We start from the raw sequence: 23,214 nt of genomic DNA, 5'->3' as shown, positions 1-23,214 counted from the left end.
GATGAATTATGCCAGCGGCTACACATGTACCCGCCGTAAATGGTAATCCACCTGGTATTCGCTGGCATTGCGGAACATTACGGAGTAATTCACATAGTCACCGCTGTCGCTGTATGACAGCGATGTGATGCGCAGAATGGGAGTCAGCTCGTCGATGTTGAGCAACTTCGCCATCTGCCTGTCGGCCAGTACCGGCGTCAGGCTTTCGTAGTTTCCACACACGATGATCTGGCACTCATCCTCTATATAACTAAATTTCGAACCTTCCAGATGTGCCACTGACAAATTGCGGAAAAATTTCAACGGCATATAGCTGTCTTCTACCATCAACGACTTTCCGTCTACGTAGCGCACCCGGCGCGAGTAATAAATCTGTTCATCTATTTTTATGCGCAGTTGGCAAGCAATAGCGGGTGGCGCGGGCATCACGTTAAACTCCAGCACCTCGCTGACCACCTCTTTGCCTTGCTCGCGCATGACTTCAACCAGTCCGGTCAGATTCATCGTTTCCTGATGCACATCTTTCTTCACGACATAGGTTCCGCTGCCGTGACGCCGCACGACCAGACCCCAATTCACCAGCAAATCGATCGCTTTACGAACCGTCATGCGTGATACGTCAAACTCATTTGCCAGCTTAACTTCAGAAGGCAGAGGGCTACCAATATTGTAATCAGCTGAATTTAGCTGGATGCGTAACCTATCGGCGATGGATTTGTAGATCACCCGTATACCTCTTATTTTCCAGTCATACACAAATAGACACTGTTATTGAAACGTTCAAGAACAGCTAATTCAAAGGGCTGTATCCAGAGCAATGTATTAATAGCTGAATGAATAACAATGATGTCTAGTTTTATCCCTGAAAGTAGATAACTTTAACCAAAGTAAAACAATGAACACGCTCACAGTTCATCCCGTAATGTCATGTGTTTGTTGTAGGTCGTCCATATTATCCTCACAGGCTGTAATTAAAGATAAATAAAATAACTTACCCTACTGCTTGTTCTGTGAGGATGGAAAATGCTCAGTCAAATACAACGCTTTGGTGGTGCCATGTTTACGCCGGTTTTACTCTTTCCCTTTGCCGGTATTATTGTTGGGATTGCTATTATGCTGCGCAACCCGATGTTTGTAGGTGAAGCATTAACAGACCCAGAGAGTTTATTCGCGCAAATCGTTCATATTGTTGAAGAGGGCGGCTGGACGGTATTCCGTAATATGCCGCTGATTTTTGCCGTCGGCTTACCCATTGGCCTGGCAAAACAGGCTCAGGGTCGCGCTTGTCTTGCGGTCATGGTGAGTTTCCTGACATGGAATTATTTTATTAATGCGATGGGAATGACCTGGGGTAATTATTTCGGCGTAGATTTTTCAGTTGATCCTGTTGCCGGAAGTGGTTTGACATTAATGGCAGGAATAAAAACACTCGACACCAGTATTATTGGCGCCATTGCTATTTCAGGTATCGTGACGGCATTACACAATCGTTATTTTGATAAAACGTTACCGGTCTTTTTAGGCGTTTTTCAGGGAACATCATTTGTTGTGATTATCGCTTTTTTAGTGATGATTCCTTGTGCATGGCTAACATTGTTGGGTTGGCCAAAAGTACAGATGGGAATTGAATCATTGCAGGCATTTTTGCGTAGCGCGGGTGCACTGGGTGTCTGGGTTTATATTTTCCTCGAACGTATTCTTATTCCAACGGGTTTGCACCACTTTGTATATGGCCCATTTATGTTTGGTCCGGCGGCGGTTGAAGGGGGGATCCAGATTTATTGGGCAAACCACCTGCTGGAATATAGCCAGACAACCGTGCCACTAAAAACGTTGTTCCCGGAAGGGGGATTTGGTTTGTTTGGTAATTCCAAAATATTCGCCGCCCCCGGAATTGCCCTCGCGCTGTATTACACCGCTGCGCCTGAAAATCGCAAAAAAGTCGCGGGACTGCTGGTTCCGGCGGTGCTCACCGCCATGCTGGTTGGGATAACCGAGCCGCTGGAATTCACCTTCTTATTCATTTCACCGGTGTTGTTTGTCATTCATTCGCTGCTCGCCGCAACCATGGCCACGGTGATGTATATGTGTGGCGTGGTCGGGAATATGGGAGGCGGTCTGATAGACACCATGATTCCGCAGGTCTGGATCCCGCTGTTCCATAACCACTACTGGATGATCCTGACGCAAATCGGCATCGGCCTTATTTTCACGGCTATCTACTTCTTCGTTTTCCGTACCCTGATTTTGCGTTTCAACTTCAAAACGCCTGGCCGCGAAGAGAGCGAAATCAAACTCTATTCAAAAGACGACTTTAAAGCGGCACGCAACAGTAAACCGTTGGCCGGAACGAGCCAGGCGGCGGGCTTTTTGCAGGCGCTGGGAGGGACGCAAAATATTGAGAGCGTGAATAACTGTGCCACCCGCTTACGGATAACGCTTCACGATATGTCGCTCACTGAAAGCGACGACAGTTTTAAGGCGCTGGGTGCCCACGGAGTGGTGCGACGCGGCAACGCTATTCAGGTGATTGTGGGTCTGAACGTCCCGCAAGTCCGGGACCAGATTGAAACCCTGATGAAAGACATTTCTTCGACCGAACTTAAATCCATGACGGAGGCAGTATCATGAAAAAATTCTCTGTAGTAGTAGCCGGCGGCGGCAGCACATTTACGCCTGGTATCGTATTGATGTTACTGGCAAACCAGCATCGTTTCCCGCTGCGCGCGTTAAAGTTCTATGACAATGATGGCGCACGTCAGGAAACCATCGCCGAAGCCTGCAAAGTTATCCTCAAAGAGCAGGCGCCAGATATTGAATTCAGCTACACCACTGACCCGAAAGAAGCCTTTACCGATGTGGACTTCGTGATGGCGCACATTCGCGTGGGCAAATACCCGATGCGTGAAAAAGACGAGAAAATCCCACTGCGCCATGGTGTCCTGGGTCAGGAAACCTGCGGGCCGGGCGGGATTGCCTACGGCATGCGCTCCATCGGTGGGGTATTAGAGCTGGTTGATTTCATGGAAAAATATTCGCCAAACGCGTGGATGCTTAACTATTCCAACCCGGCAGCGATTGTGGCAGAAGCGACGCGCCGACTGCGCCCGAACGCGAAGATCCTCAACATTTGCGATATGCCAATCGGCATTGAAAGTCGCATGGCGCAGATTGCTGGTCTGAAAGATCGCAAAGAGATGTGCACACGTTACTACGGGCTGAACCACTTCGGCTGGTGGACATCTATCGAAGATAAAAATGGCAACGATTTAATGCCTAAAATCCGCGAACATGTCGCGAAATTTGGCTATGTTCCCCCCGCCGAAGATGAGGCTACAGAAGCCAGTTGGAATGACACCTTTGTGAAAGCAAAAGATGTCTGCGCGCTGGATCCGCACACATTGCCGAATACCTATCTGAAATATTATCTGTTCCCGGATTACGTGGTTAAACACTCTAATCCGCAACACACCCGTGCCAACGAAGTGATGGAACACCGTGAAAAACATGTTTTTGGCTCGTGTCATGCCATCATCCAGGCAGGGAAATCATCAGCAGGAGAGCTGGAGATTGACGAACATGCGTCGTACATCGTCGATTTGGCGACGGCAATCGCCTTTAACACTCAGGAACGGATGCTGCTGATTGTGCCAAACAACGGTGCGATTAATAACTTTGACCCGGAAGCGATGGTGGAAATCCCCTGTCTGGTGGGGAAAAACGGTCCAGAGCCGCTGGTGGTTGGCAATATTCCACAGTTCCAGAAAGGCTTGATGAGCCAGCAGGTGGCGGTTGAAAAACTGGTGGTAGAAGCGTGGGAAGAGCGTTCATATCTGAAGTTATGGCAGGCGATTACGCTGTCTAAAACCGTGCCGAGCGCTTCGGTTGCCAAAGCGATTCTTGATGATTTGATTGAGGCGAACAAAGCGTACTGGCCTGAACTGAAATAAGTTCTGTTGATGGTGGTGCGCCCTCACCCTAACCCTCTCCCACAGGGAGAGGGAACTGTTCGGTTTTCTCCCTCTCCTGGGGCAGAGGGAATTGTTCGGTTTTTTCCCTCTCCCGGGGCAGAGGGAACTGTTCGGTTTTCTCCCTCTCCCGGGGCAGAGGGAACTGTTCGGTTTTTTCCCTCTCCCGGGGCAGAGGGCCGGGGTGAGGGCGGGCTTATGACAGCCGTAATGACTTCGCTTTCGCCAGATACTGCGCCATCTCAACTTCTGGCACCATGCCGCCGCCCGTCGCCCAAACGATATGCGTGGCGTTTTGCAGTTGTTCAGCCGTGAAACCGTGCAACTGATGATAAGCCGCATCGGCGCTCACATGCAGCGGGCCAGGCATACCGGCCAGAGCAGAAGGCTCAAGGCGAATGTTCTCTTCTTCTGCCAGCCAGCCGAGCAGCGTATACATCGTTTGATCTTCGAGAGTATAAAAACCATCCAGCAGTCGTTGCATTGCACGCCCAACAAATCCGGATGCACGCCCCACCGCCAGACCATCGGCCGCGGTAACATTATCAATGCCCAAATCTTGCACCGAAATTTCATCATGCAGCCCGGTGTAAACCCCCAGCAGCATGCAAGGCGAGTGAGTTGGCTCAGCAAACAGGCAGTGAACGTTATCGCCGAATGCCATTTTCAGACCAAATGCGACCCCGCCAGGACCACCGCCGACGCCGCACGGCAGGTAAACAAACAGCGGATGCTGCTCATCAACAACACGCCCTTGCTGTGCAAACTGATCTTTCAGGCGCTGGCCGGCAACCGAATAGCCGAGGAACAGGGTGCGGGAGTTCTCGTCGTCGATAAAGAAACAGTTAGGGTCGGATTCGGCCGCTTTACGGCCCTGTTCTACGGCGACGCCGTAATCCTGCTCATATTCCACAACCGTGACGCCATGGCTGCGCAGTTTGGCTTTTTTCCAGGCGCGGGCATCAGCAGACATATGTACGGTGACATTAAATCCAATGCGCGCACTCATAATCCCGATGGATAAACCCAGGTTGCCGGTCGAACCTACGGCGATGCTGTACTGGCTAAAGAAGTCTTTGAATTCAGGTGTCAGTAACTTGCGATAGTCATCTTCGGTCGTCAGTAAACCCGCTTCAATCGCCAGTTTTTCGGCATGAGTCAGGACTTCATAGATCCCGCCACGGGCTTTAATCGAACCTGAAATGGGCAGATGGCTGTCTTTTTTAAGCCACAACTGACCACCGATTTTTTGCTTAAACTCTGTTTCCAGGCGCTTTTGCATGGCCGGGATCGCGACCAGCTCTGACTCGATAATCCCGTTGGTCGCTGCTGTTTCTGGAAACGCCTGTGCCAGATAAGGTGCGAAACGTGTCAGGCGATCATGGGCATCCTGCACATCTTCACTTGTCAGGCCAACGTAAGGTAAGCCCTCGGCGAGTGTTGTCGTTTCCGGGTTAAACCAACAGGTTTCTTTCAGGGCGATTAAATCGCTAACCAACGGAAATTGTTGAGTTAAGGTGTTTATTTCAGCGTTTTTCATAAGACAATCTCTTTGCGCTTAGATGATAAAGGAAAGCAGGAACGTCGCGCCCAGTGCGAGCAGAGAGGCGATAAATGTCGCCGTTGTATAGTATTTAAAAGTTTCGTTAAGCGTTGCGCCGCAATATTGCTTCACCAGCCAGAACAATGAATCTGTGACGATGGTGCAGCCAATCGCGCCGGAGCCGATAGCAATGGTAATAATTTCCGGGCTGACGTTGGGATAGAGCGGCAGCATCGGTGCCACAATCGCGGTTGCTCCCATCATCGCGACCGTCGCTGAACCTACGGCGGCATGCAGAATCAGTGCTACCAACCACGCCAGCAGAATCGGGTGCATATGCAAACTGGAGAGCAACACTGCCAGAGAATCCGCAAGACCACTGGTTTTCAGGATGGCGTTAAACGCCCCGCCCGCACCGATAATCAGTAAAATGTTGGCGATAGATCCAAAGCCATTTTCCGTATGGGTTAACAGCTGGCCCATGCCGATATGCTGACGCAATCCGAGAACGTAATAGGCAACGAACACCGCAATAAACATCGCTGTTATTGGGTTGCCGATAAACTCCAGCAGCGTATACAGCGTCCCACCTTTCGCCATATTCAGCTCGGCGAGGGTTTTGACCAGCATCAGGCCAATCGGCAGCAATATGGTAAACAGAGTCGCGCCTAACGATGGCAGCGTTTCCTCTTTACGGACTTTCAGGTCTGAAAACTCAGCAGGTACGCTTTTAAATGGCAGGCGATTGCCGACAATTTTCAGGAACAACGGCCCGCCAACTAACGATGCGGTTAAGCCCACCAGTAAACCATACACAATCACCGTCCCGACATCTGCGCCCAATTTGTTGGTAACAAACATCGCTGCCGGATGCGGCGGAACCACGCAGTGCACCGCCATTAAAGCAGTACATAAAGGAATAGCCAGTTTCAGCAGCGAGGTGTTGGTCTTTTTGGCGATAGAAAATGCCAGAGGGATCAGCAGTACTACGCCTACTTCGACGAACAGCGTGATGCCGCAAATCAACCCCACCAAAACCATAATGACATCGGCAGATAACCAGCGACAACGCTGCAAAGCCAGGCCAATGCGTTCAGCCCCGCCAGACACTTCCATCATTTTGCCAAGAATAGTGCCAAGGCCGATGACTGCCGCGAGGAAGCCCAGGGTACTGCCGATGCCATTTTCGATAGCATTCACCATATCCAGCGGGCTCATGCTCATCATGGTGCCGACAAAAAAACTCGCCAGAAGTAAGGCAAGGAAAGGGTGAAACTTCAGTTTGACGATGGTAAAGACGATTAAAATGATGCTGCTAAGCAGCGTTCCCACTACCCACATCTGAGATTCCATACCCACCTCGTTCTGCGATTTATCTGCCGCCATTGGACAAAAATTGCGCCTGGCTGACAAACGATATAAATGGCAGTTCACATGAGCCAGATTGACCCAAAAGAGTGATTCAGGTTGAAAAGTGGCATGTAATTTTGACTTTGGTTCGGTTTTTCGCATCTTAAAACGACGTTTTCGGGCTCATCTTTTACAATGCCGCCATGATTTATCTCGCTGGAGAGCAGCATGGATCCGATTCGCGAAGTCAGAAATCGCTTACTTAATGGCTGGCAGCTATCAAAACTCTACACATTTGAAGTCGCGGCGCGGCATCAATCCTTCGCGCTGGCGGCAGAGGAGCTTTCTCTGAGCTCAAGCGCCGTCAGCCATCGAATTAATCAGCTTGAGCAGGAGTTGGGGATTCAGCTGTTTGTGCGCTCACACCGTAAAGTTGAATTAACGCATGAAGGGAAACGGGTTTTCTGGGCGCTGAAATCGTCGCTGGATACGCTTAATCAGGAGATCCTGGATATCAAAAACCAGGAGCTGTCGGGTCTGCTGACTATTTATTCGCGTCCTTCCGTCGCCCAGTGCTGGCTGGTGCCGATTCTCGGGGATTTTACGCGCCGCTATCCGTCTATTTCACTGACCATTCTCACCGGCAATGACAATGTGAACTTACAACGCGCAGGCGTTGATTTAGCGCTCTATTTTGACGATGCGCCTTCGTCGCAGTTAACACATCATTTTCTGATGGATGAATCCATCGTGCCGGTATGCAGCCCGGAATACGCTCAACGTTTTGAATTAAAAAATAAACCGGCGCATTTGCGCAACTGCACGCTGTTGCATGACCGACAAGCATGGAGCAACGATTCCGGTACCGACGAATGGCACAGCTGGGCGCAGCATTTTTCGGTCACGTTACCCTCTTCTTCAGGCATCGGTTTTGACCGTTCAGATTTAGCGGTGATTGCAGCCGTGAACCAGGTAGGTGTGGCGATGGGGCGTAAAAGACTGGTGCAAAAACGCCTTGATCGCGGTGAGCTGGTGGCCCCGTTTGGGGAAATGACGTTGAAGTGCCATCAGCATTATTACGCCACCACATTGCCTGGGCGGCAATGGCCGAAAATTGAAGCGTTTATTCAGTGGCTGCAATCACAGGTATGATTTTTAGTTGCCGTCCTTCGTCAAATTATGTATTTTTATGCAAATTAAGTGCATAAATAATTTATTGGGAGCGTCACATGTTCAGGATGTTAGCAAAGTCAGTTGTTTTAGCAGGGTGCCTGGTTTCCACGGTTTTGACTTCCGCGTATGCGGCACAGCAGACTTATGTTGTCGGCTCTGGTGGGACTTACCGCCCGTTCGAATTTGAAAACAGCCAGAAGCAACTTGAAGGTTTTGATATCGATATCATCAAAGCCATCGCCAAAGCTGAAGGCTTTGATATCAAACTGGTTAACACGCCATGGGAAGGGATTTTCGCCACTCTGAATTCTGGTGATCGCGACATTATTATTTCCGGCATCACCATCACCGATAAACGTAAAGCGATGGTTGATTTCTCCGCCCCTTATTTCCCGGCTGAACAATCCATCGTGGTACCGAATGATTCCACAGTTGATTCCGTGAATGCGCTCAAAGGTAAAAAAGTCGGCGTGGTGAACTCAAGCGCGGGCGATACCGTGGTATCCGACACGCTGGGTAAAAACAGCACTGACATCAAACGTTTTGATAATACGCCGCTGATGCTGCAAGAGCTGGCGGAAGACGGTATTGATGCTGCAAGAGCTGGCGGAAGACGGTATTGATGCTGCGGTCGGCGACGTTGGTGTGGTGAAGTACTACATCAAATCTCATCCGGATAAAGCGCTGAAAGCAGTCAAAGACAATAAATTTGAACGCCAGTATTTCGGTATTGCCGTCGCGAAAGATAACCAGGAATTGCTGGGTAAAATCAACTCAGGCCTGAAGAAAATCGTGGCCGACGGGACTTACGCAAAAATCTATTCCACCTGGTTTGATAGCAACGTTCCCACTCTCCCCGCTGAATAATTTTCTATATCCGTTAGCATTATACTTGGGGCCTTTTGGGCCCCAACAAGGACAGGTATGACCGGATTTCGCTGGGAGATAATCTCAGAATACGCGCCGCTATTTATGCAAGGCGCGATCATGACCATCAAGTGCACCATCATCTGTGTCATTTTGGGCACCACCTGGGGTTTATTACTCGGCCTGGGTCGCATGGCGCATGCCGAAGATGGCCCGTGGAAACACGTGTTGCGCTACGCCGTCCAGTGGCCAGTGCGCATTTACGTGAGTGCATTCCGTGGGACGCCCCTGTTTGTGCAAATCATGGTGGTTCACTTCGCGCTGGTGCCGCTGTTTATCAATCCGCGCGACGGGATGTTGGTTACCAGTGGGCTGATGTCAGTGGATTTTGCCCGCGAGCTGCGCTCGGAATATGGTGCTTTCCTTTCGTGCGTGGTGGCGATAACGCTTAACGCGGGAGCTTACGTTTCGGAAATTTTCCGCGCCGGTATTCAGTCAATAGACAAAGGCCAGATGGAAGCTTCACGTGCGCTGGGAATGGGCTGGGGAAAAACGATGCGCAAAGTTATTTTGCCGCAGGCGTTCCGCCGCATTCTGCCTCCGCTGGGCAATAACGCTATCGCGATTGTGAAAGATTCTTCACTGGCTTCAGCGATTGGCCTGGCCGATCTGGCTTATGCAGCGCGTACCGTTTCTGGCGCTTACGCGACTTATTGGGAACCCTACCTGACGATTTCACTGGTTTATTGGGTATTAACATTCCTGCTCTCGCTGATGGTGCAGCACATGGAAAAGAGGCTTGGAAAAAGTGATTCACGTTAATGATTTACAGAAGCAATTTGGCAAAACCCATGTGCTGCGTGGCATTTCATGTGATATCGCGCCGCAAGAAGTGGTGTGCGTCATTGGTCCGTCCGGTTCCGGTAAAAGTACCTTCTTGCGTTGTCTGAACGCGCTGGAAAAACCAGATGGCGGTGAAGTGGTGGTGAACGGTTTTGCGGTGCACGATGCGAAAACGAACCTCAACACCTTGCGCTCTGGCGTGGGAATGGTATTTCAGCGCTTTAATTTGTTCCCGCATATGACAGTGCTGGAAAATCTGACGATGGCGCCGATGTCGCTTAAAGGTTTGTCGAAAGCTGAAGCGGTCTCGCGTGCGGAAAAACTGCTGCATAAAGTGGGTTTGATAGACAAAATTGACGCCTGGCCCTCAAGCCTTTCCGGTGGGCAACAGCAGCGAGTGGCAATTGCGCGTGCGCTGGCGATGGAGCCATCAATAATCCTGTTTGATGAACCGACTTCGGCGCTGGACCCTGAACTGGTGGGGGAAGTGCTGGCGGTGATGAAACAGCTGGCGCTGGAAGGGATGACGATGGTTATCGTTACCCACGAAATGGGCTTTGCCCGTGAAGTCGCCGACCGCGTGGTGTTTATCGACCAGGGCGTGATTCAGGAACAGGGGCCGCCGTCGCAACTGTTTAGCAATCCGACCAACCCGCGTACCAAAGAGTTCTTGAGTAAAGTGCTTTAGGTTTCCCCCCTCACCCCGACCCTCTCCCCGTAGGGGCGAGGGAGAAAACTGATTTATCCCCTCTCCCTGTAGGGGCGAAGGAGAAAACCGATTTGTCCTCTCTTCCCGTAGGGGCGAGGGAGAAAACTGATTTATCCCCTCTCCCTGTGGGAGAGGGCCAGGGTGAGGGTGAAAATCCCTATGCCGCTTCACCGTGCTGCTGGAATTTATGCGCAAGCGGCAGCCAGCAGAACAAAATCATCACGCCCATCGCCGTCATCAACATGCCGAGGCTAAACTGGCCGGTTTGTGGCAACAATGCGGAAAACCACGCCATCGCCCCAGAACCAATGTTTTGCAGCCCACCCACCAACGCGCCAGCAGTCCCTGCAAGGAAGGGGAAGGGCTCCATTGCGCCACTGGTTGCCAGCGGAAACAGCATTCCGGCACCGAAAAAGAACAGCGCAGCAGGCACCAGCAGGGTCCAGATATTCATGACACCGAGCCAGCCTGGGATCCACATCAGGATGCCCGCAACAAGGCAGCTTAAAACCGCCTGCCACATCAGCGATGAAAAACGTGTGCTTTGACGGCCTGCGTACCACGAACCAAAAAACGCCGCGGGAATGGGCAGTATAAACAGGATGCTGACCACCACGCCGTTTAGCCCCAGCACACCGCCCATCAATACGCCGGAACAGGCTTCAAACACCGCCACGCCGGCAAGGCCACCTACCAGCATCAGTAAGTAGCAATTAAACGAGCCGCTTCCCAGCAACGTTTTATAGCTCGCGACCAGGCGTTGCGGTTTGGCCTGAACAGGTCGCGTTTCTGGCAACCAGCGCAACATGCAGATCGCGACAATAATGCATAACACCAACAGGAAACCGTAGCAGGCGCGCCAGCCCCACACGGAGTCGAGCATGCCGCCAATCACCGGTGCAATCAGTGGGCTGACCAGGATCCCCATGTTTAACAGGCTATTGGCCTGGCGAAGTGATGACCCTTCGTACAGATCCCGCGGCATGGTACGCGCCATGACGCCCGCCACACCGGTCCCCATCCCCTGTAATGCGCTGGCAATCACCAGTGCGGTTAAATTGGTGGTAAAGAGCGCCCACACTGTCGCGAGGATAAAAATGCTCATGCCCGCCAGGATGACCGGGCGGCGGCCAATGCGGTCCGAAATCGGCCCGTAGAAGAGCTGCGATACGCCATAAGTCAGCAGATAGGCGGCCATCACGCGTTGGATTGCACCGTTGCGAACACCAAAGTCGTGAGCCATATCGGGAATAGACGGGATATAAATGGTTTGCGTCATCTGCCCGACGGCAACCAGCAGAATTAACATCATCAGCAGGTGAATGTTGGCTAACTTTTTCATTTTCTCAGGTGTGTTGTAGGGATTTAAATGCCAATAGTCAGTGTATAAAACTGACTGCGTCAAAAAATCGAGAGGAATCTACCACACTAAGACCATGAAGCCCTATGGTGTAACGCTTTTTGCCATAAGATTGAATGGCAGCTTTTATAGCCTGAACGGCAATTTTTGTTGCCAGCGAAACGGCAACCGGAATTTATAAAAAGGAGGCGGTTTCCCGCCTCCTTTTGGTGCGACTTGAAGGCCATCAATTACTTGAAGTATTTCATGGCGACTTCAAGCAGTTGCAGTAACGCAACCATGAGTTTCAGAAACAAAATAGCCAGTCCCATCAAGCCCATACGCTTTTCTCCTGTTACCAGGAGCACTGTCAGCCGGCGAGCCTTTCCGCTGCCTGTAGCCTGCTGAATTTGTTGAGGTGATCCGATGTGCTCCTCTGAGGTTAAGGCACTGACGGCACCACCCGTTTCAGCCAGGACTTAAATTGCGCGGCGGTTTGCGGCCTCAGAGCACATCACGTTCAACACATTCAGTATATCCATTTTACTGTATAAATAAACAGTATTTTGATGAAAATGCGCGTAGCGTCGCAAGCGACATTTTTTTCCATCGCTCACAATAGCAGCAAGTATTTGCACCACAGCGGCTTTCGTCGTATATTTTGGGGGTTGATGTGATCTGGTGTGCGAAGCAGTAAAAGCACTAGCAGCAAAAACAAAAAACCTCGCCTCACCAGCGGGGTTTTTTGTTTTTTGGGGATGAGTTTTAGAATCCTTGCGGAACGGCTTGTCCGAATCCATCGCCGCTATCGGTACTGTTATCCTGTCGTCCTCGAGCTTCCAGTCTGTCCGCGCGCATTTTCTCGCTTATCTCTCTGCGCTGTTCTGTCGTTAAATTTTCACGACCATAGTACTGATCCGGATACTTCGAACGCATGATTAAGGCCTCGTTGGTTTCTGTCGGGCTAAGGGTTTTATGACCGTCATAGCCTGAGGAATCCGTCGATTGGCAGCCAACAATGGCCAACGGGATAAGCAATAACAGAACATATTTGTAGGCCATAATTTTTCCTGAACCAGCATGATGGATAACGAATTCACGCAGCGTATCACGATAGTTTAGCCCCGACTGCCAGTCACACCACGATTCGACGAAATCTTTAAACACACTCTTTCACTGTAGTTTCCTCTCCTGTTTTGATTTGCGGATTACCCTTAATAAGCTGGCTAATTATTCATTCGCTGAATACTGGAGAGGGTCATGATAAAACATCGTTTTTCCGCTTTTTTGCTTAGCGCTCTATTGCTGAGTACGGGAGTAATGGCAGCTCAGCCTGATAATGTTATCAGGCCTGTTCGAGGAACAATTGATTCGGTGAAGGGTAATGCCGTCACCATCACCACCCGCCAGGGTGAAAAGCTCGAGGTCGCATTAACAAACAACACCAAAGTGAATAGCGTCAGCGAGGCAAAAATCAGCGACATCAAGCCTGATAGCTTTATTGGCACAGCAGCTGTACAGCAGGCAGACGGCTCACTCAAAGCACTGGAAGTGCATGTGTTCGACCCAAGCTTACGGGGCTCAGGCGAAGGATTTAATCCTTTTGAATCTGCGGACGGCAACGTGAACACCATGACGAATGGTACCGTTGGCAAACTGGTGAATAGCCATGGCCGCACCATGACCGTGAAGGTGAAAGATCAGCAAAAAACGGTGATCGTTCCGGACGATGTCCCCGTTGTGTTGATTGCTCCCGGCTCACGAAACCTGCTGCAACCCGGCACCAAAGTGGTACTGCATGGGGCGAAAGACGATAAAGGCCAGTGGGTGGTGCGCGGAATTTCTGCAGGCAAAGACGGGCTGACGCCGCCGATGTGAATCTGGGGTTTGTGTCGGGATAAACTTCATCGCCCCGGGAAATGACCGGGGCGCGAGAGCGTTAAATCCAGCGGTTAGGACAACGGGCTCAGCGTAATTTCTACGCGGCGGTTCTGCGCCTTGCCTTCAGTTGTGCTGTTGCTGGCAATGGGATTCGCAGGCCCCATACCTGTGGTGCGCACGCGGTCTGCCGCAACACCCTGGGTGATCAGAGCGCTACCCACACCGTCGGCACGCTGTTGGGAAAGCTTCATGTTCAGGTCTTTGCTGCCGGTGCTGTCGGTGTAACCCACGACGTTAACCGCAGTTTTTGGATACTCTTTCAGAACCATCGCCACGCCGGTCAGGGTATTCGCACCCGCAGGTTTCAGTGTTGCGCTGCTGCTGTCGAAAGTGACGTTGTTTGGCATGTTAAGCACGATGTTGTCACCATTACGCGTGACGCTTACGCCAGTTCCCTGCATTTTTTCACGCAGTTTAGCTTCTTGCACGTCCATGTAATAACCGACGCCACCGCCTAATGCAGCACCTGCTGCGGCACCAATCAATGCACCTTTGCCGCGATCTTTTTTCGATGAGGAAAGAGCACCGACGCCAGCACCTACCAGTGAGCCAATGCCTGCGCCAATGCCCGATTTACCTGCTTCACGTTCGCCGGTGTAAGGGTTGGTAGTACAGCCAGAAACTGCTAACGTGCCGCAAACAATAGCGGCAATCATCATGACGCGTTTTTTCATCTTATTTCCTTGGTGAATTAAATAAAGCAACCGCATGCTCAGCGGCGGTTGATTATGCCGCGTGAATGTGTAGAAGTTTCTATAGAGTCGTCTGAATTTGTAAATAAAATATTGAGTGGTCAATAGACCGCCACCTGCCCACTACCTGCAAACAGGGGAGCCCGAATTGGCAAGCACATCCTCATCAAATAAAAAAATCCTCACGGCCGCTCACTGGGGGCCGATGCTCGTCGAAACAGACGGAGTCAACGTTATCAGTTCAACTGGCGCGCTTGAAACCCGGCATGAAAATTCATTGCAAAGTGCCGTTCCGGACCAGGTTCACAGCAAGGCTCGCGTGCAATTTCCGATGGCTCGAAAAGGATTTCTGGCATCACCCGATGCGCCACAAGGTGTGCGAGGTGAGGACGAATATGTGCGGATTAGTTGGGATGAAGCGTTGCAGCTGATTCACCAGCAGCATCAACGTATTCGACAGACTTATGGCCCAGCCTCTATTTTTGCTGGCTCCTACGGCTGGCGCTCCAATGGTGTGCTGCATAAAGCGGCGACATTATTACAACGCTATATGAGCCTGGCGGGCGGATATACCGGGCATCTTGGCGATTATTCTACCGGTGCGGCACAGGTCATCATGCCGTATGTCGTGGGCTCCAATGAAGTTTACCAGCAGCAAACGAGCTGGCCTTTGGTACTTGAGCATAGCGAAGTTGTGGTGTTGTGGAGTGCTAACCCACTGAACACGCTGAAAATTGCATGGAACGCCAGCGATGAGCAGGGCGTGAAGTACTTTGAGCAACTGCGAGCCAGTGGCAAAACGGTGATCGCCATTGATCCGATGCGATCAGAGACCGTGGATTTCCTCGGTGAAAAAGCGCAGTGGATTGCGCCGAACATGGGCACCGATGTGGCGCTGATGCTGGGCATCGCCCATACGCTGGCAAAAAATGGCTGGCACGATGCGCAGTTCCTCGCGCGCTGCACTCACGGTTACGACAAGTTTGCCGCTTATCTTTTGGGTGAAACTGACGGCAAGCCAAAAACCGCGCAATGGGCGGCAGAGATTTGCGGCGTTCCGGCACAAACTATCGAAGATCTGGCGCGATTATTCAGTGAAAAACGTACCATCCTGATGTCTGGCTGGGGGATGCAGCGCCAGCAGTACGGCGAGCAAAAACACTGGATGCTGGTAACGCTTGCGGCCATGCTTGGGCAGATTGGCACGCCAGGCGGCGGCTTTGGGCTCTCTTATCACTTTGCTAACGGCGGCAATCCGACGCGTCGCGCAGCGGTGTTGGGCTCTCTGCAAGGCTCGGTGGAAAACGGTATTGATGCCGTGGAAAAAATCCCGGTGGCCCGCATTGTTGAAGCGCTGGAAAACCCGGGTGGCGAGTATCAGCATAATGGGCTGCAAAAAACCTTCCCGGATATCCGCATGTTGTGGTGGGCGGGCGGTGCCAATTTCACCCATCATCAGGATACTAACCGCCTGATCAAAGCCTGGCAGAAGCCGGAATTGGTGGTTATTTCCGAATGCTTCTGGACCGCAGCGGCAAAACACGCGGATATTGTGCTGCCGATCACCACATCCTTTGAACGCAATGATATGACGATGACGGGTGATTACAGTAACCAACATCTGGTGCCGATGAAGCAGGTGGTCGCGCCGCGCCATGAGGCACGTAATGATTTCGACGTTTTTGCCGGACTCAGCGCATTGTGGGAAGAAGGCGGAGAAACTCGCTTCACGGAAGGCAAAACTGAGCTGCAATGGTTGGAAGAGTTTTACGAAATCGCCCGTAAGCGTGGCGCCGCTCAGCAGGTGGAATTGCCAGATTTCCAGCAATTCTGGGAAGCTAACCAGCTGATAGAAATGCCAGAAAGTGAAAAGAATGCCGCGTTCATCCGTTTCGCTGATTTCCGCGAGGATCCGCAGGCTTATCCGTTAAAAACCCCGAGTGGCAAAATCGAGATCTATTCAGAGCGCATCGCCAGTTTTGCTTATGCTGACTGCCCGGCGCACCCGACCTGGCTTGCTCCGAATGAATGGCAGGGCAATGCTAAGCCTGGTCAACTGCAACTGCTTTCGTCGCATCCTGCGCACCGTTTGCACAGCCAACTTAACTATTCGTCATTACGCGAGAAATACGCTATTGCCGGGCGCGAACCGTTAACTTTGCACCCTAAAGATGCCGCAGAACGGGGCATCGCCGATGGTGATTTGGTGCGCGTCTGGAACGGACGTGGGCAGGTGCTGGTTGGCGCTTTAGTGACAGATGGTATCAAACCGGGTGTGGTTTGCATTCATCAGGGCGCATGGCCCGATCTGAATGACGACAAGCTATGTAAAAACGGTGCGGTAAATGTGCTGACGCTGGATATACCGACGTCGCGGCTGGCGAATGGCTGTGCGGCCAATTCGTCGCTGGTATGGGCCGAAAAATATCCCGGCCCAGCGCCAGACGTTACCGCGTTTCTTCCGCCTGCCAGCTCATAATCCACGTCGGGTGGTGCGTTTCATTCTGCCAGGCACTTTCTTCGATGCGAAAGCCCTGGTGATGATAAAAATGCACTGCCCGATGATTCTTCTGGTAAACCTCAAGGCTCAGCGCTGAAAATTGCGATTTGACGTGTGCCATCAACGCATGCCCAATCCCTTTGCCGGTGAACGCTTCACTGACAAACAGCGCGCCGATAAACAGGGAATCCAGCACGCTGATGAATCCCACTATTTTGCCATCTTCAACATAAACCCAGGTCGCCGACTGCGGAATATAAACATTCCGCACAATCGACTCACTTTCATGCCAGTAACGTTCGCTAATAAACGGATGCGCATGAATGGTGCTGGCAAGCCAGATCTCGATCAGCTCATTCATTTCATCCGGCTGTAGAGGGCGAATCATTTCAGGTTATCAGGGTGGCAGAAACAGCTCGTTACGTGGTCGTTAACCAGACCACAAGCCTGCATAAATGAGTAGCAAATCGTGGAGCCAACAAATTTGAAGCCGCGTTTTTTCAGGGCTTTGGAAAGGGCATCTGAAGCGGGTGTCGTTGTCGGGATTTCCGCAAGCGTGGCGGCTTTCGTCACTTGCGCTTTATGGTCGACAAACGACCAGACAAACTCAGGGAATTTTTCGCCATTGGCTTCCATCGCCAGGTACGCTTTCGCGTTATTAATAATGGCTTCTATTTTTCCGCGATGGCGGATGATGCCTGCGTCCTGAACCAGCAGGTCGACATCTTCTGGCTGCATTAATGCCACCGCTTGCGGGTCGAAATTTTTAAAGCAACGCCGATAGTTTTCGCGTTTTTTTAGCACCGTAATCCATGACAAACCAGCCTGCTGTCCTTCAAGGCAAATCATCTCGAAAAGATGCTGCCCATCGGTCATCGGCACGCCCCATTCTTTATCGTGATACTCCATGTAAAGCGGATCCTGGGATACCCATCCACAACGCAACATACGTTACTCCTTTGATGAAATTTCTCGTGCCAACTTGACGTGTCAGATAAAGAGTCAATAGTTAATTCAGGGCTATCCCCGTCTTGCTTCAAGTTGCCTCAATGCAACGCAGATCAATTAAGGGACTATCCGCAAGCCCGCCAAAAACACTAAAAAACATCGCCGGATTTGGCTCTTTTCTGGAGTCGCTTCAATGATAATAAATATACGCAGTGGTCGCCGTGTCACTTTCACCACGGTGCTGGCTTTGTGTTGTCTATCCTATGCTACGAATGTATTTGCCTGGCAACAAGAATATGTTGTTGAGGATGCACCGGGCGAAGCGCAGGATCGTTATACCTGGGACAGTACTCACCAACCAAGTTATAACGATATTCTTGCAGAACGGATCAATTCTTCTTTTACCTCCCAAAACCAGGAGGGGCTGTCGCTCGTTTCTGGTAACGATAGTGTTTCGTCTGATAACTCCCTTTTGGGTATCGGCTGGAATATCAATTTGCCCGGAAATATCACCACCGGCCCAACCGCAAAGTACCGCTGGGATGGTTCATCGACCAGTATGTATAACGAATACGGTGATTCGGCAGTGGGTTCAGGATTTAACGACCAGCTTTGGCATGCCAGCGTTTCTAGCGTGGGCTGGCGGCTGGATTCGTCCCTCGGTTATCTGCGCCCGTGGGCACAGGTGAGCTACAACCATCAGTATGGTGAAAACTTGTGGAAAGCCCAGTCAGGGCAGAAAGCGAATGCTGCGTCGGGTCAGGATAGCAACTGGATGGATGTGACCGTTGGTGCGGATATGCCAATCGGTAAAAATATGGCGGCGTTTGCATCTATGTCGCAAGCCGAAGGTTTAACCACGGGCGAGGCCTATATTTATAATCTTGGAGTGAGTGCGCGCTTCTGATCATTCATTTAACCTTGAGTTGGGATATTTAACATTTAATTATCAGTGTTTACGCGCTGTATATTGATAGTAACCACTAACTGTTCAAGTTTTTAATTGAACGTCCAGGTCATTCATTCCCTCTCAGTGGCATTTCATTCCGGCCTGAGTGCATCTCATGCCTTTTTCTCCTGGAATAAAATGCACTTCGTTACTCTTATCGGCAGAAGATTTCTCTTAAATTTTGCGGACATCTGCCATGAATAATGCCAACTACAACCGTACTCGCTGGTTAACTCTGATCGGCACCATCATTACTCAGTTCGCACTGGGTTCCGTTTATACCTGGAGTCTGTTTAATAGCGCGCTGTCGCAAAAACTGGGTGAGCCAATCAGCCAGGTCGCTTTCTCCTTTGGTCTGTTAAGCCTCGGCCTTGCGATTTCCTCCTCAGTGGCGGGTAAACTGCAGGAACGTTTTGGTGTACGTAACGTGACGATGGCGGCGGGCGTGCTGTTGGGTGTCGGCTTCTTCCTGACCGCTCACTCCGATAATCTGCTGATGTTGTGGCTGAGCGCCGGTGTGCTGGTGGGTCTGGCTGATGGCGCAGGTTACCTGATAACGCTCTCCAATTGCGTGAAGTGGTTCCCGGAGCGTAAAGGTCTGATTTCCGCACTTGCCATCGGTTCATATGGCCTCGGTAGCTTAGGTTTCAAATACATCGACACGCATTTGCTGGCGACAGTCGGTCTGGAAAGCACCTTTATGATTTGGGGCGGACTGGCGATGGTGATGATTCTGTTCGGCTCAATGCTGATGAAAGATGCGCCACTGCAGGAAGTGAAAACAGCGAGCGGCGTGGCTGAAAAAGATTACACCCTGGCAGAGTCTATGCGTCAGCCACAGTACTGGATGCTGGCGATTATGTTCCTGACCGCCTGCATGAGTGGTTTGTATGTGATTGGTGTAGCAAAAGATATCGCGCAAGGCATGGTGCATTTGACGGCTGAATCTGCGGCTAACGCGGTAACGGTTATCGCCATCGCTAACTTGAGCGGTCGTTTAGTGCTCGGCATTCTGTCCGATAAAATTGCCCGCATCCGCGTTATCACTATCGGCCAGGTCATCTCTTTAGTCGGTATGGCGGCACTGCTGTTCGCCCCACTGAACGAAGCGACTTTCTTTGCAGCGATCGCTTGTGTGGCCTTTAACTTCGGCGGCACCATCACCGTTTACCCATCCCTGGTGAGTGAGTTCTTTGGTCTGAATAACCTGACTAAAAACTACGGTGTGATTTACCTGGGCTTCGGTATCGGCAGCATCTGTGGTTCGATTATCGCCTCAGTGTTCGGTGGTTTCTACGTCACCTTCTGCGTAATCTTCGCACTGCTAATTTTGTCCCTGGCGATTTCCACAACCATCCGCCAGCCAGCACGAGAAGTTCTGCAAGAAGCTCACGCTTGATAGCGAGCCATTAATGCCGCAAACCATGCCGCCGGGACGTTATACGGCGGCATCATTAATTGTGAAATCCCCTGTTCGATAATACCTTCCGCCTGAATCCTTAACGTCTCATTCCCCCGTTGCAAACCTGCCAATTGAATACGTTTTTCAATCAGATAGACGCGGGCAAAATGCGGGTCATAACGTAAAATTTCACGCGTGTTATCAATGATGTCGGCAAGTTTGATGGTTTGTGCTTCGCAACTGGCATTGGCGGTATGCAGGAAATGGGCGCGTTTACGCGCCATGCGGTTGGTGCCGGGGATCTGTTCGGGGTTCGTCACCATGGCGACAAGCGACGCGACGTCTGGCCCGAAGTGTTCCTGAATATCGATAATCGTGCTGCCGGTGTCTTCTACCGTGTCGTGAAGCCAGGCAGCCGCAAGCATCTCCTCAACCGGCGATACGCTTCTGACCAGCTCCACCACCGCAGCGGGATGAACAATATAGGGCTCAAGTGTATATTTGCGGCGCTGATCGCATGCTGCATGTGCCTTAGCGGCATACCGGCGTGCGCGTTCTTCCAATGACAACATGATTTCCCCTTCGCATCACCCTTAATGGCTCTTCTGTCCCACAACAAAGTTGTGGCGTCTATTTATTGTTATGCCTTTTAATAAGGTCAATCAGGCTTAAGATATGTAAACAACATATCGGATCACGATTTTTGCCGATACTTTTTCTCCTCCCTATGCTCTACTAATTCCCGCCAAAAAACGGCTAAGAATCGTCCTGTTTCGGACTTTATTTTTCCATCATTCAGAATTTTATAAGTTAAGTAGAGTCTGAGTGATGTTTATGACATTTCTTCTTTAGCATTATTTCTTCGGACAACTGCATGAATTACGTAAAATCGATGACCCAGCAGAAGCTGTGCTTACTGTTAGCGGTGTACATCGGGCTATTTTTAAATCTTTCAGTTTTTTACCATCGTTTTGAAGGATTCATTCGGGAATTTAGTGGCTTAAAAGCATTTTCCATGCTGGCTGAAATAGCGGCATGCGTGCTGGTCACTTTCTTTTTACTTCGTATGATGTCGCTGTTTGGCCGCATGGTATGGCGAATCCTCGCCTCTGTGATTGTGGTGTTCTCTGTCGCCGCCAGTTACTACATGACGTTACTTAACGTCGTCATTGGCTACGGGATCATTGCTTCAGTAATGACCACCGATATCGACCTTTCTAAAGAAATTGTCGGCTATCAGTTTGTGATGTGGATGATTCTGGTCAGCGTCGTGCCCCTCGCATTAATTTGGGGTAGTAACACGCGTGACACGCTGCTTCAGCAGTTAAAAACACCGGGTCATCGCATCAAGAACGTAGCGATTGTGCTGCTGGCAGGGCTGATGGTGTGGGCGCCATTGCGTTTACTGGATAAACAACAAAACCGCTCTGAGAAACGCTCCACCGTTGATATGCCAAGCTATGGCGGTGTGGTCGCTAACTCCTATCTGCCATCTAACTGGGTTTCCGCTTTAGGTCTTTTTGCCTGGGCTCAGGCCGATGAATCGACCGATAACAACTCGCTGATGAACCCAGCGAAGAAGTTCACCTATGTCGCGCCGAAAGAGTTGGATGATACCTACGTGGTGTTTGTGATTGGTGAAACTACTCGCTGGGATCACATGGGTATTTTGGGTTATGACCGTGATACCACGCCAAAACTCGCCAAAGAGAAAAACCTCGTCGCCTTCCGTGGGGAGTCCTGCGATACCGCGACCAAACTTTCGCTGCGCTGCATGTTTGTGCGTGAAGGTGGGGCGGAAGATAACCCGCAGCGGACGTTAAAAGAGCAAAACGTATTTGCCGTACTCAAGCAACTGGGCTTTAGCTCCGAGCTGTTTGCGATGCAAAGTGAAGTGTGGTTCTACGGCAACACCATGGCAGATAACTTCTCTTATCGTGAGCAAATCGCCGCTGAGCCGCGTAACAGTGGCAAACAGGTCGACGATATGTTGCTGGTTGAAGAGATGAAGCGTTCGGTTGACAAGCATCCTGATGGCAAGCATCTGATTGTGCTGCACACCAAAGGTTCGCACTTCTCTTACGTGCAACGTTATCCGCGTAGCTTTGCGAAATGGGCTCCGGAGTGCGTCAGTATTGATTCCGAGTGCAGCAAGGAGCAGTTGATTAACGCATTCGATAACTCCGTGCTCTATACCGATACGGTGCTGGATAGCGTGATTTCCCAGCTGCGTGATAAGCGGGCGATTATTTTCTACGCCTCGGATCACGGCGAATCGATTGATGAGAAGAAGCACCTGCACGGCACGCCACGTAAAATGGCACCGCCTGAGCAATTCCGTGTTCCGTTGTTAGTGTGGGCTTCCGATAAATATCTGGAAAACCCGGACCGCGCACGTGAGTTCGAGCACATGCAGGAACAAGCGAAAATGAAAGTGCCGCACCGTCACGTTGAGCTGTATGACACTATTTTGGGATGCCTGGGATACACTTCTCCAGACGGCGGTATTAACCAGAATAACAACTGGTGTCATGTGCCGCAGAAGGCTGCGCAGTAACTTTTTCGTCACATATGCTTGAAATTAAATCAAACAGATATAATTTTAGGTATCAGGGATTGACGGTGAATACGGTGCGCAGTAAGATGCGCTCCGCATTCGGCGAGTAGCGCAGCTTGGTAGCGCAACTGGTTTGGGACCAGTGGGTCGGAGGTTCGAATCCTCTCTCGCCGACCAAATTCAAGAAAGCCCAACCGCAAGGTTGGGCTTTTTTACGTCTGGAGTTTACAGAGGATGAGAACCTCCGAAGGAGGTTTGAGCCGAGCGCAGCGAGACAACGTTGCTTTAGCAACGGCCCGCAGGGCGCGTCACGCAGTGACAAGTCATCCTCTCTCGCCGACCAAATTCAAGAAAGCCCAACCGCAAGGTTGGGCTTTTTTACGTCTGGAGTTTACAGAGGATGAGAAGCTCCGAAGGAGGTTGTAGGTCGGAT

Annotated in this window: 20 protein-coding genes, 1 tRNA gene, 1 other RNA gene and 1 pseudogene; 13 read left to right on the top strand and 10 right to left on the bottom strand. The window is 50.9% G+C overall.

Annotated elements, in window-relative coordinates:
- Positions 1-18: 18 nt before the first annotated feature.
- Positions 19-726 carry a GntR family transcriptional regulator gene (locus WBL83_RS20705; protein WP_424590890.1) on the bottom strand — a complete coding sequence of 236 codons (708 nt, stop codon included), beginning with the start codon at positions 724-726 and terminating at the stop codon, positions 19-21.
- A gap of 297 nt (positions 727-1,023) precedes the next feature.
- On the opposite strand from WBL83_RS20705, the gene WBL83_RS20700 reads away from it, so the two are divergent.
- Both WBL83_RS20700 and WBL83_RS20695 read left to right on the top strand, forming a co-directional pair.
- Positions 1,024-2,631: an alpha-glucoside-specific PTS transporter subunit IIBC gene (locus WBL83_RS20700; protein ID WP_424590889.1), complete on the top strand. Its 1,608-nt coding sequence runs from the start codon at positions 1,024-1,026 to the stop codon at positions 2,629-2,631.
- Positions 2,628-3,950 (top strand): 6-phospho-alpha-glucosidase, encoded by a 1,323-nt coding sequence (locus tag WBL83_RS20695; protein WP_424590888.1) that lies wholly within the window; start codon positions 2,628-2,630, stop codon positions 3,948-3,950. The genes WBL83_RS20700 and WBL83_RS20695 overlap by 4 nt, the downstream gene beginning before the upstream one ends.
- Before the next feature lie 214 nt (positions 3,951-4,164).
- Here the strand turns inward: WBL83_RS20695 and dsdA are convergent, their stop codons facing one another.
- Together dsdA and dsdX are read right to left on the bottom strand one after the other, a co-directional pair.
- A complete protein-coding gene (dsdA, locus tag WBL83_RS20690) occupies positions 4,165-5,508 on the bottom strand; it encodes a D-serine ammonia-lyase (protein WP_424590887.1) in 1,344 nt (447 codons plus the stop codon).
- A gap of 18 nt (positions 5,509-5,526) precedes the next feature.
- Entirely contained in the window at positions 5,527-6,864 is a 1,338-nt protein-coding gene (gene dsdX / locus WBL83_RS20685) for a D-serine transporter DsdX (protein ID WP_424590886.1), read from the bottom strand.
- 225 nt (positions 6,865-7,089) lie between these two features.
- On the opposite strand from dsdX, the gene dsdC reads away from it, so the two are divergent.
- From dsdC to WBL83_RS20665, 4 genes and pseudogenes are all read left to right on the top strand, one after another.
- On the top strand, positions 7,090-8,013 hold the full coding sequence (dsdC, locus tag WBL83_RS20680) for a DNA-binding transcriptional regulator DsdC (RefSeq protein WP_424590885.1): 924 nt from the start codon (positions 7,090-7,092) through the stop codon (positions 8,011-8,013).
- Between the two features lie 86 nt (positions 8,014-8,099).
- Positions 8,100-8,901 (top strand): annotated as a pseudogene (locus WBL83_RS20675) (basic amino acid ABC transporter substrate-binding protein).
- A 57-nt stretch (positions 8,902-8,958) separates the two neighbouring features.
- The gene (locus tag WBL83_RS20670) at positions 8,959-9,723 is read left to right on the top strand and encodes an amino acid ABC transporter permease (protein ID WP_424590884.1); all 765 of its coding nucleotides are present in this window, start codon (positions 8,959-8,961) and stop codon (positions 9,721-9,723) included.
- Positions 9,710-10,432, top strand: coding sequence for an amino acid ABC transporter ATP-binding protein (locus tag WBL83_RS20665; RefSeq protein WP_424590906.1), 723 nt, complete (start codon positions 9,710-9,712; stop codon positions 10,430-10,432). The genes WBL83_RS20670 and WBL83_RS20665 overlap by 14 nt, the downstream gene beginning before the upstream one ends.
- 178 nt (positions 10,433-10,610) lie before the next feature.
- Here WBL83_RS20665 and emrD read toward each other — a convergent pair whose 3' ends face one another.
- The 3 genes from emrD to WBL83_RS20650 form a co-directional block, all read right to left on the bottom strand.
- Positions 10,611-11,795, bottom strand: coding sequence for a multidrug efflux MFS transporter EmrD (emrD, locus tag WBL83_RS20660; RefSeq protein ID WP_424590883.1), 1,185 nt, complete (start codon positions 11,793-11,795; stop codon positions 10,611-10,613).
- Positions 11,796-12,043: 248 nt separating this feature from the next.
- Positions 12,044-12,133, bottom strand: coding sequence for a type I toxin-antitoxin system toxin TisB (locus tag WBL83_RS20655; protein ID WP_134185952.1), 90 nt, complete (start codon positions 12,131-12,133; stop codon positions 12,044-12,046).
- A gap of 424 nt (positions 12,134-12,557) precedes the next feature.
- Positions 12,558-12,959 carry a hypothetical protein gene (locus WBL83_RS20650; protein ID WP_424590882.1) on the bottom strand — a complete coding sequence of 134 codons (402 nt, stop codon included), beginning with the start codon at positions 12,957-12,959 and terminating at the stop codon, positions 12,558-12,560.
- Between the two features lie 93 nt (positions 12,960-13,052).
- Between WBL83_RS20650 and WBL83_RS20645 the strand changes: the two genes are divergently transcribed.
- The gene (locus WBL83_RS20645; RefSeq protein ID WP_424590881.1) at positions 13,053-13,670 is read left to right on the top strand and encodes a hypothetical protein; all 618 of its coding nucleotides are present in this window, start codon (positions 13,053-13,055) and stop codon (positions 13,668-13,670) included.
- Positions 13,671-13,744: 74 nt separating this feature from the next.
- Here WBL83_RS20645 and WBL83_RS20640 read toward each other — a convergent pair whose 3' ends face one another.
- The gene (locus WBL83_RS20640; RefSeq protein ID WP_424590880.1) at positions 13,745-14,407 is read right to left on the bottom strand and encodes an OmpA family lipoprotein; all 663 of its coding nucleotides are present in this window, start codon (positions 14,405-14,407) and stop codon (positions 13,745-13,747) included.
- A gap of 166 nt (positions 14,408-14,573) precedes the next feature.
- Between WBL83_RS20640 and WBL83_RS20635 the strand changes: the two genes are divergently transcribed.
- Positions 14,574-16,904: a molybdopterin guanine dinucleotide-containing S/N-oxide reductase gene (locus tag WBL83_RS20635; RefSeq protein ID WP_424590879.1), complete on the top strand. Its 2,331-nt coding sequence runs from the start codon at positions 14,574-14,576 to the stop codon at positions 16,902-16,904.
- Here the strand turns inward: WBL83_RS20635 and WBL83_RS20630 are convergent.
- Both WBL83_RS20630 and tag read right to left on the bottom strand, forming a co-directional pair.
- Entirely contained in the window at positions 16,873-17,313 is a 441-nt protein-coding gene (locus WBL83_RS20630) for an N-acetyltransferase (protein ID WP_424590878.1), read from the bottom strand. The two genes, WBL83_RS20635 and WBL83_RS20630, sit on opposite strands and share 32 nt — an antisense overlap.
- On the bottom strand, positions 17,310-17,873 hold the full coding sequence (gene tag, locus WBL83_RS20625) for a DNA-3-methyladenine glycosylase I (RefSeq protein ID WP_424590877.1): 564 nt from the start codon (positions 17,871-17,873) through the stop codon (positions 17,310-17,312). Before tag ends, WBL83_RS20630 begins: the two co-directional genes overlap by 4 nt.
- Positions 17,874-18,066: 193 nt before the next feature.
- Here tag and WBL83_RS20620 point away from each other — a divergent pair, with 193 nt between their 5' ends.
- On the top strand, positions 18,067-18,780 hold the full coding sequence (locus tag WBL83_RS20620; protein ID WP_424590876.1) for an autotransporter domain-containing protein: 714 nt from the start codon (positions 18,067-18,069) through the stop codon (positions 18,778-18,780).
- Between the two features lie 238 nt (positions 18,781-19,018).
- Complete coding sequence (locus WBL83_RS20615; RefSeq protein WP_424590875.1) at positions 19,019-20,221, top strand: L-lactate MFS transporter; 1,203 nt, start codon at positions 19,019-19,021, stop codon at positions 20,219-20,221.
- Here WBL83_RS20615 and WBL83_RS20610 read toward each other — a convergent pair.
- Positions 20,212-20,796: an HD domain-containing protein gene (locus tag WBL83_RS20610; RefSeq protein ID WP_424590874.1), complete on the bottom strand. Its 585-nt coding sequence runs from the start codon at positions 20,794-20,796 to the stop codon at positions 20,212-20,214. The two genes, WBL83_RS20615 and WBL83_RS20610, sit on opposite strands and share 10 nt — an antisense overlap.
- 302 nt (positions 20,797-21,098) lie before the next feature.
- Between WBL83_RS20610 and eptB the strand changes: the two genes are divergently transcribed.
- The 3 genes from eptB (at position 21,099) to WBL83_RS20595 (ending at position 23,124) form a co-directional block, all read left to right on the top strand.
- Positions 21,099-22,781: a kdo(2)-lipid A phosphoethanolamine 7''-transferase gene (gene eptB / locus WBL83_RS20605; protein WP_424590873.1), complete on the top strand. Its 1,683-nt coding sequence runs from the start codon at positions 21,099-21,101 to the stop codon at positions 22,779-22,781.
- Between the two features lie 100 nt (positions 22,782-22,881).
- Positions 22,882-22,958, top strand: a tRNA-Pro gene (locus WBL83_RS20600).
- A 36-nt stretch (positions 22,959-22,994) separates the two neighbouring features.
- A non-coding RNA gene (locus WBL83_RS20595) (RtT sRNA) lies at positions 22,995-23,124 on the top strand.
- Positions 23,125-23,214: the final 90 nt, after the last annotated feature.

The sequence above is a fragment of the Buttiauxella sp. genome (genome assembly GCF_049686335.1).
Lineage (GTDB): Bacteria > Pseudomonadota > Gammaproteobacteria > Enterobacterales > Enterobacteriaceae > Buttiauxella.
This window is presented reverse-complemented; position numbering and strand designations above follow the sequence as displayed.

Coding starts and splice junctions, on each gene's coding strand:
- WBL83_RS20695 (WP_424590888.1), top strand. CDS start 2,628: ATGAAAAAATTCTCTGTAGTAGTAGCCGGCGGCGGCAGCACATTTACG.
- WBL83_RS20620 (WP_424590876.1), top strand. CDS start 18,067: ATGATAATAAATATACGCAGTGGTCGCCGTGTCACTTTCACCACGGTG.
- dsdA (WP_424590887.1), bottom strand. CDS start 5,508: ATGAAAAACGCTGAAATAAACACCTTAACTCAACAATTTCCGTTGGTT.
- emrD (WP_424590883.1), bottom strand. CDS start 11,795: ATGAAAAAGTTAGCCAACATTCACCTGCTGATGATGTTAATTCTGCTG.
- WBL83_RS20645 (WP_424590881.1), top strand. CDS start 13,053: ATGATAAAACATCGTTTTTCCGCTTTTTTGCTTAGCGCTCTATTGCTG.
- WBL83_RS20655 (WP_134185952.1), bottom strand. CDS start 12,133: ATGGGCTTGATGGGACTGGCTATTTTGTTTCTGAAACTCATGGTTGCG.
- WBL83_RS20615 (WP_424590875.1), top strand. CDS start 19,019: ATGAATAATGCCAACTACAACCGTACTCGCTGGTTAACTCTGATCGGC.
- tag (WP_424590877.1), bottom strand. CDS start 17,873: ATGTTGCGTTGTGGATGGGTATCCCAGGATCCGCTTTACATGGAGTAT.
- WBL83_RS20630 (WP_424590878.1), bottom strand. CDS start 17,313: ATGATTCGCCCTCTACAGCCGGATGAAATGAATGAGCTGATCGAGATC.
- dsdC (WP_424590885.1), top strand. CDS start 7,090: ATGGATCCGATTCGCGAAGTCAGAAATCGCTTACTTAATGGCTGGCAG.
- WBL83_RS20640 (WP_424590880.1), bottom strand. CDS start 14,407: ATGAAAAAACGCGTCATGATGATTGCCGCTATTGTTTGCGGCACGTTA.
- eptB (WP_424590873.1), top strand. CDS start 21,099: ATGAATTACGTAAAATCGATGACCCAGCAGAAGCTGTGCTTACTGTTA.
- dsdX (WP_424590886.1), bottom strand. CDS start 6,864: ATGGAATCTCAGATGTGGGTAGTGGGAACGCTGCTTAGCAGCATCATT.
- WBL83_RS20670 (WP_424590884.1), top strand. CDS start 8,959: ATGACCGGATTTCGCTGGGAGATAATCTCAGAATACGCGCCGCTATTT.
- WBL83_RS20700 (WP_424590889.1), top strand. CDS start 1,024: ATGCTCAGTCAAATACAACGCTTTGGTGGTGCCATGTTTACGCCGGTT.
- WBL83_RS20610 (WP_424590874.1), bottom strand. CDS start 20,796: ATGTTGTCATTGGAAGAACGCGCACGCCGGTATGCCGCTAAGGCACAT.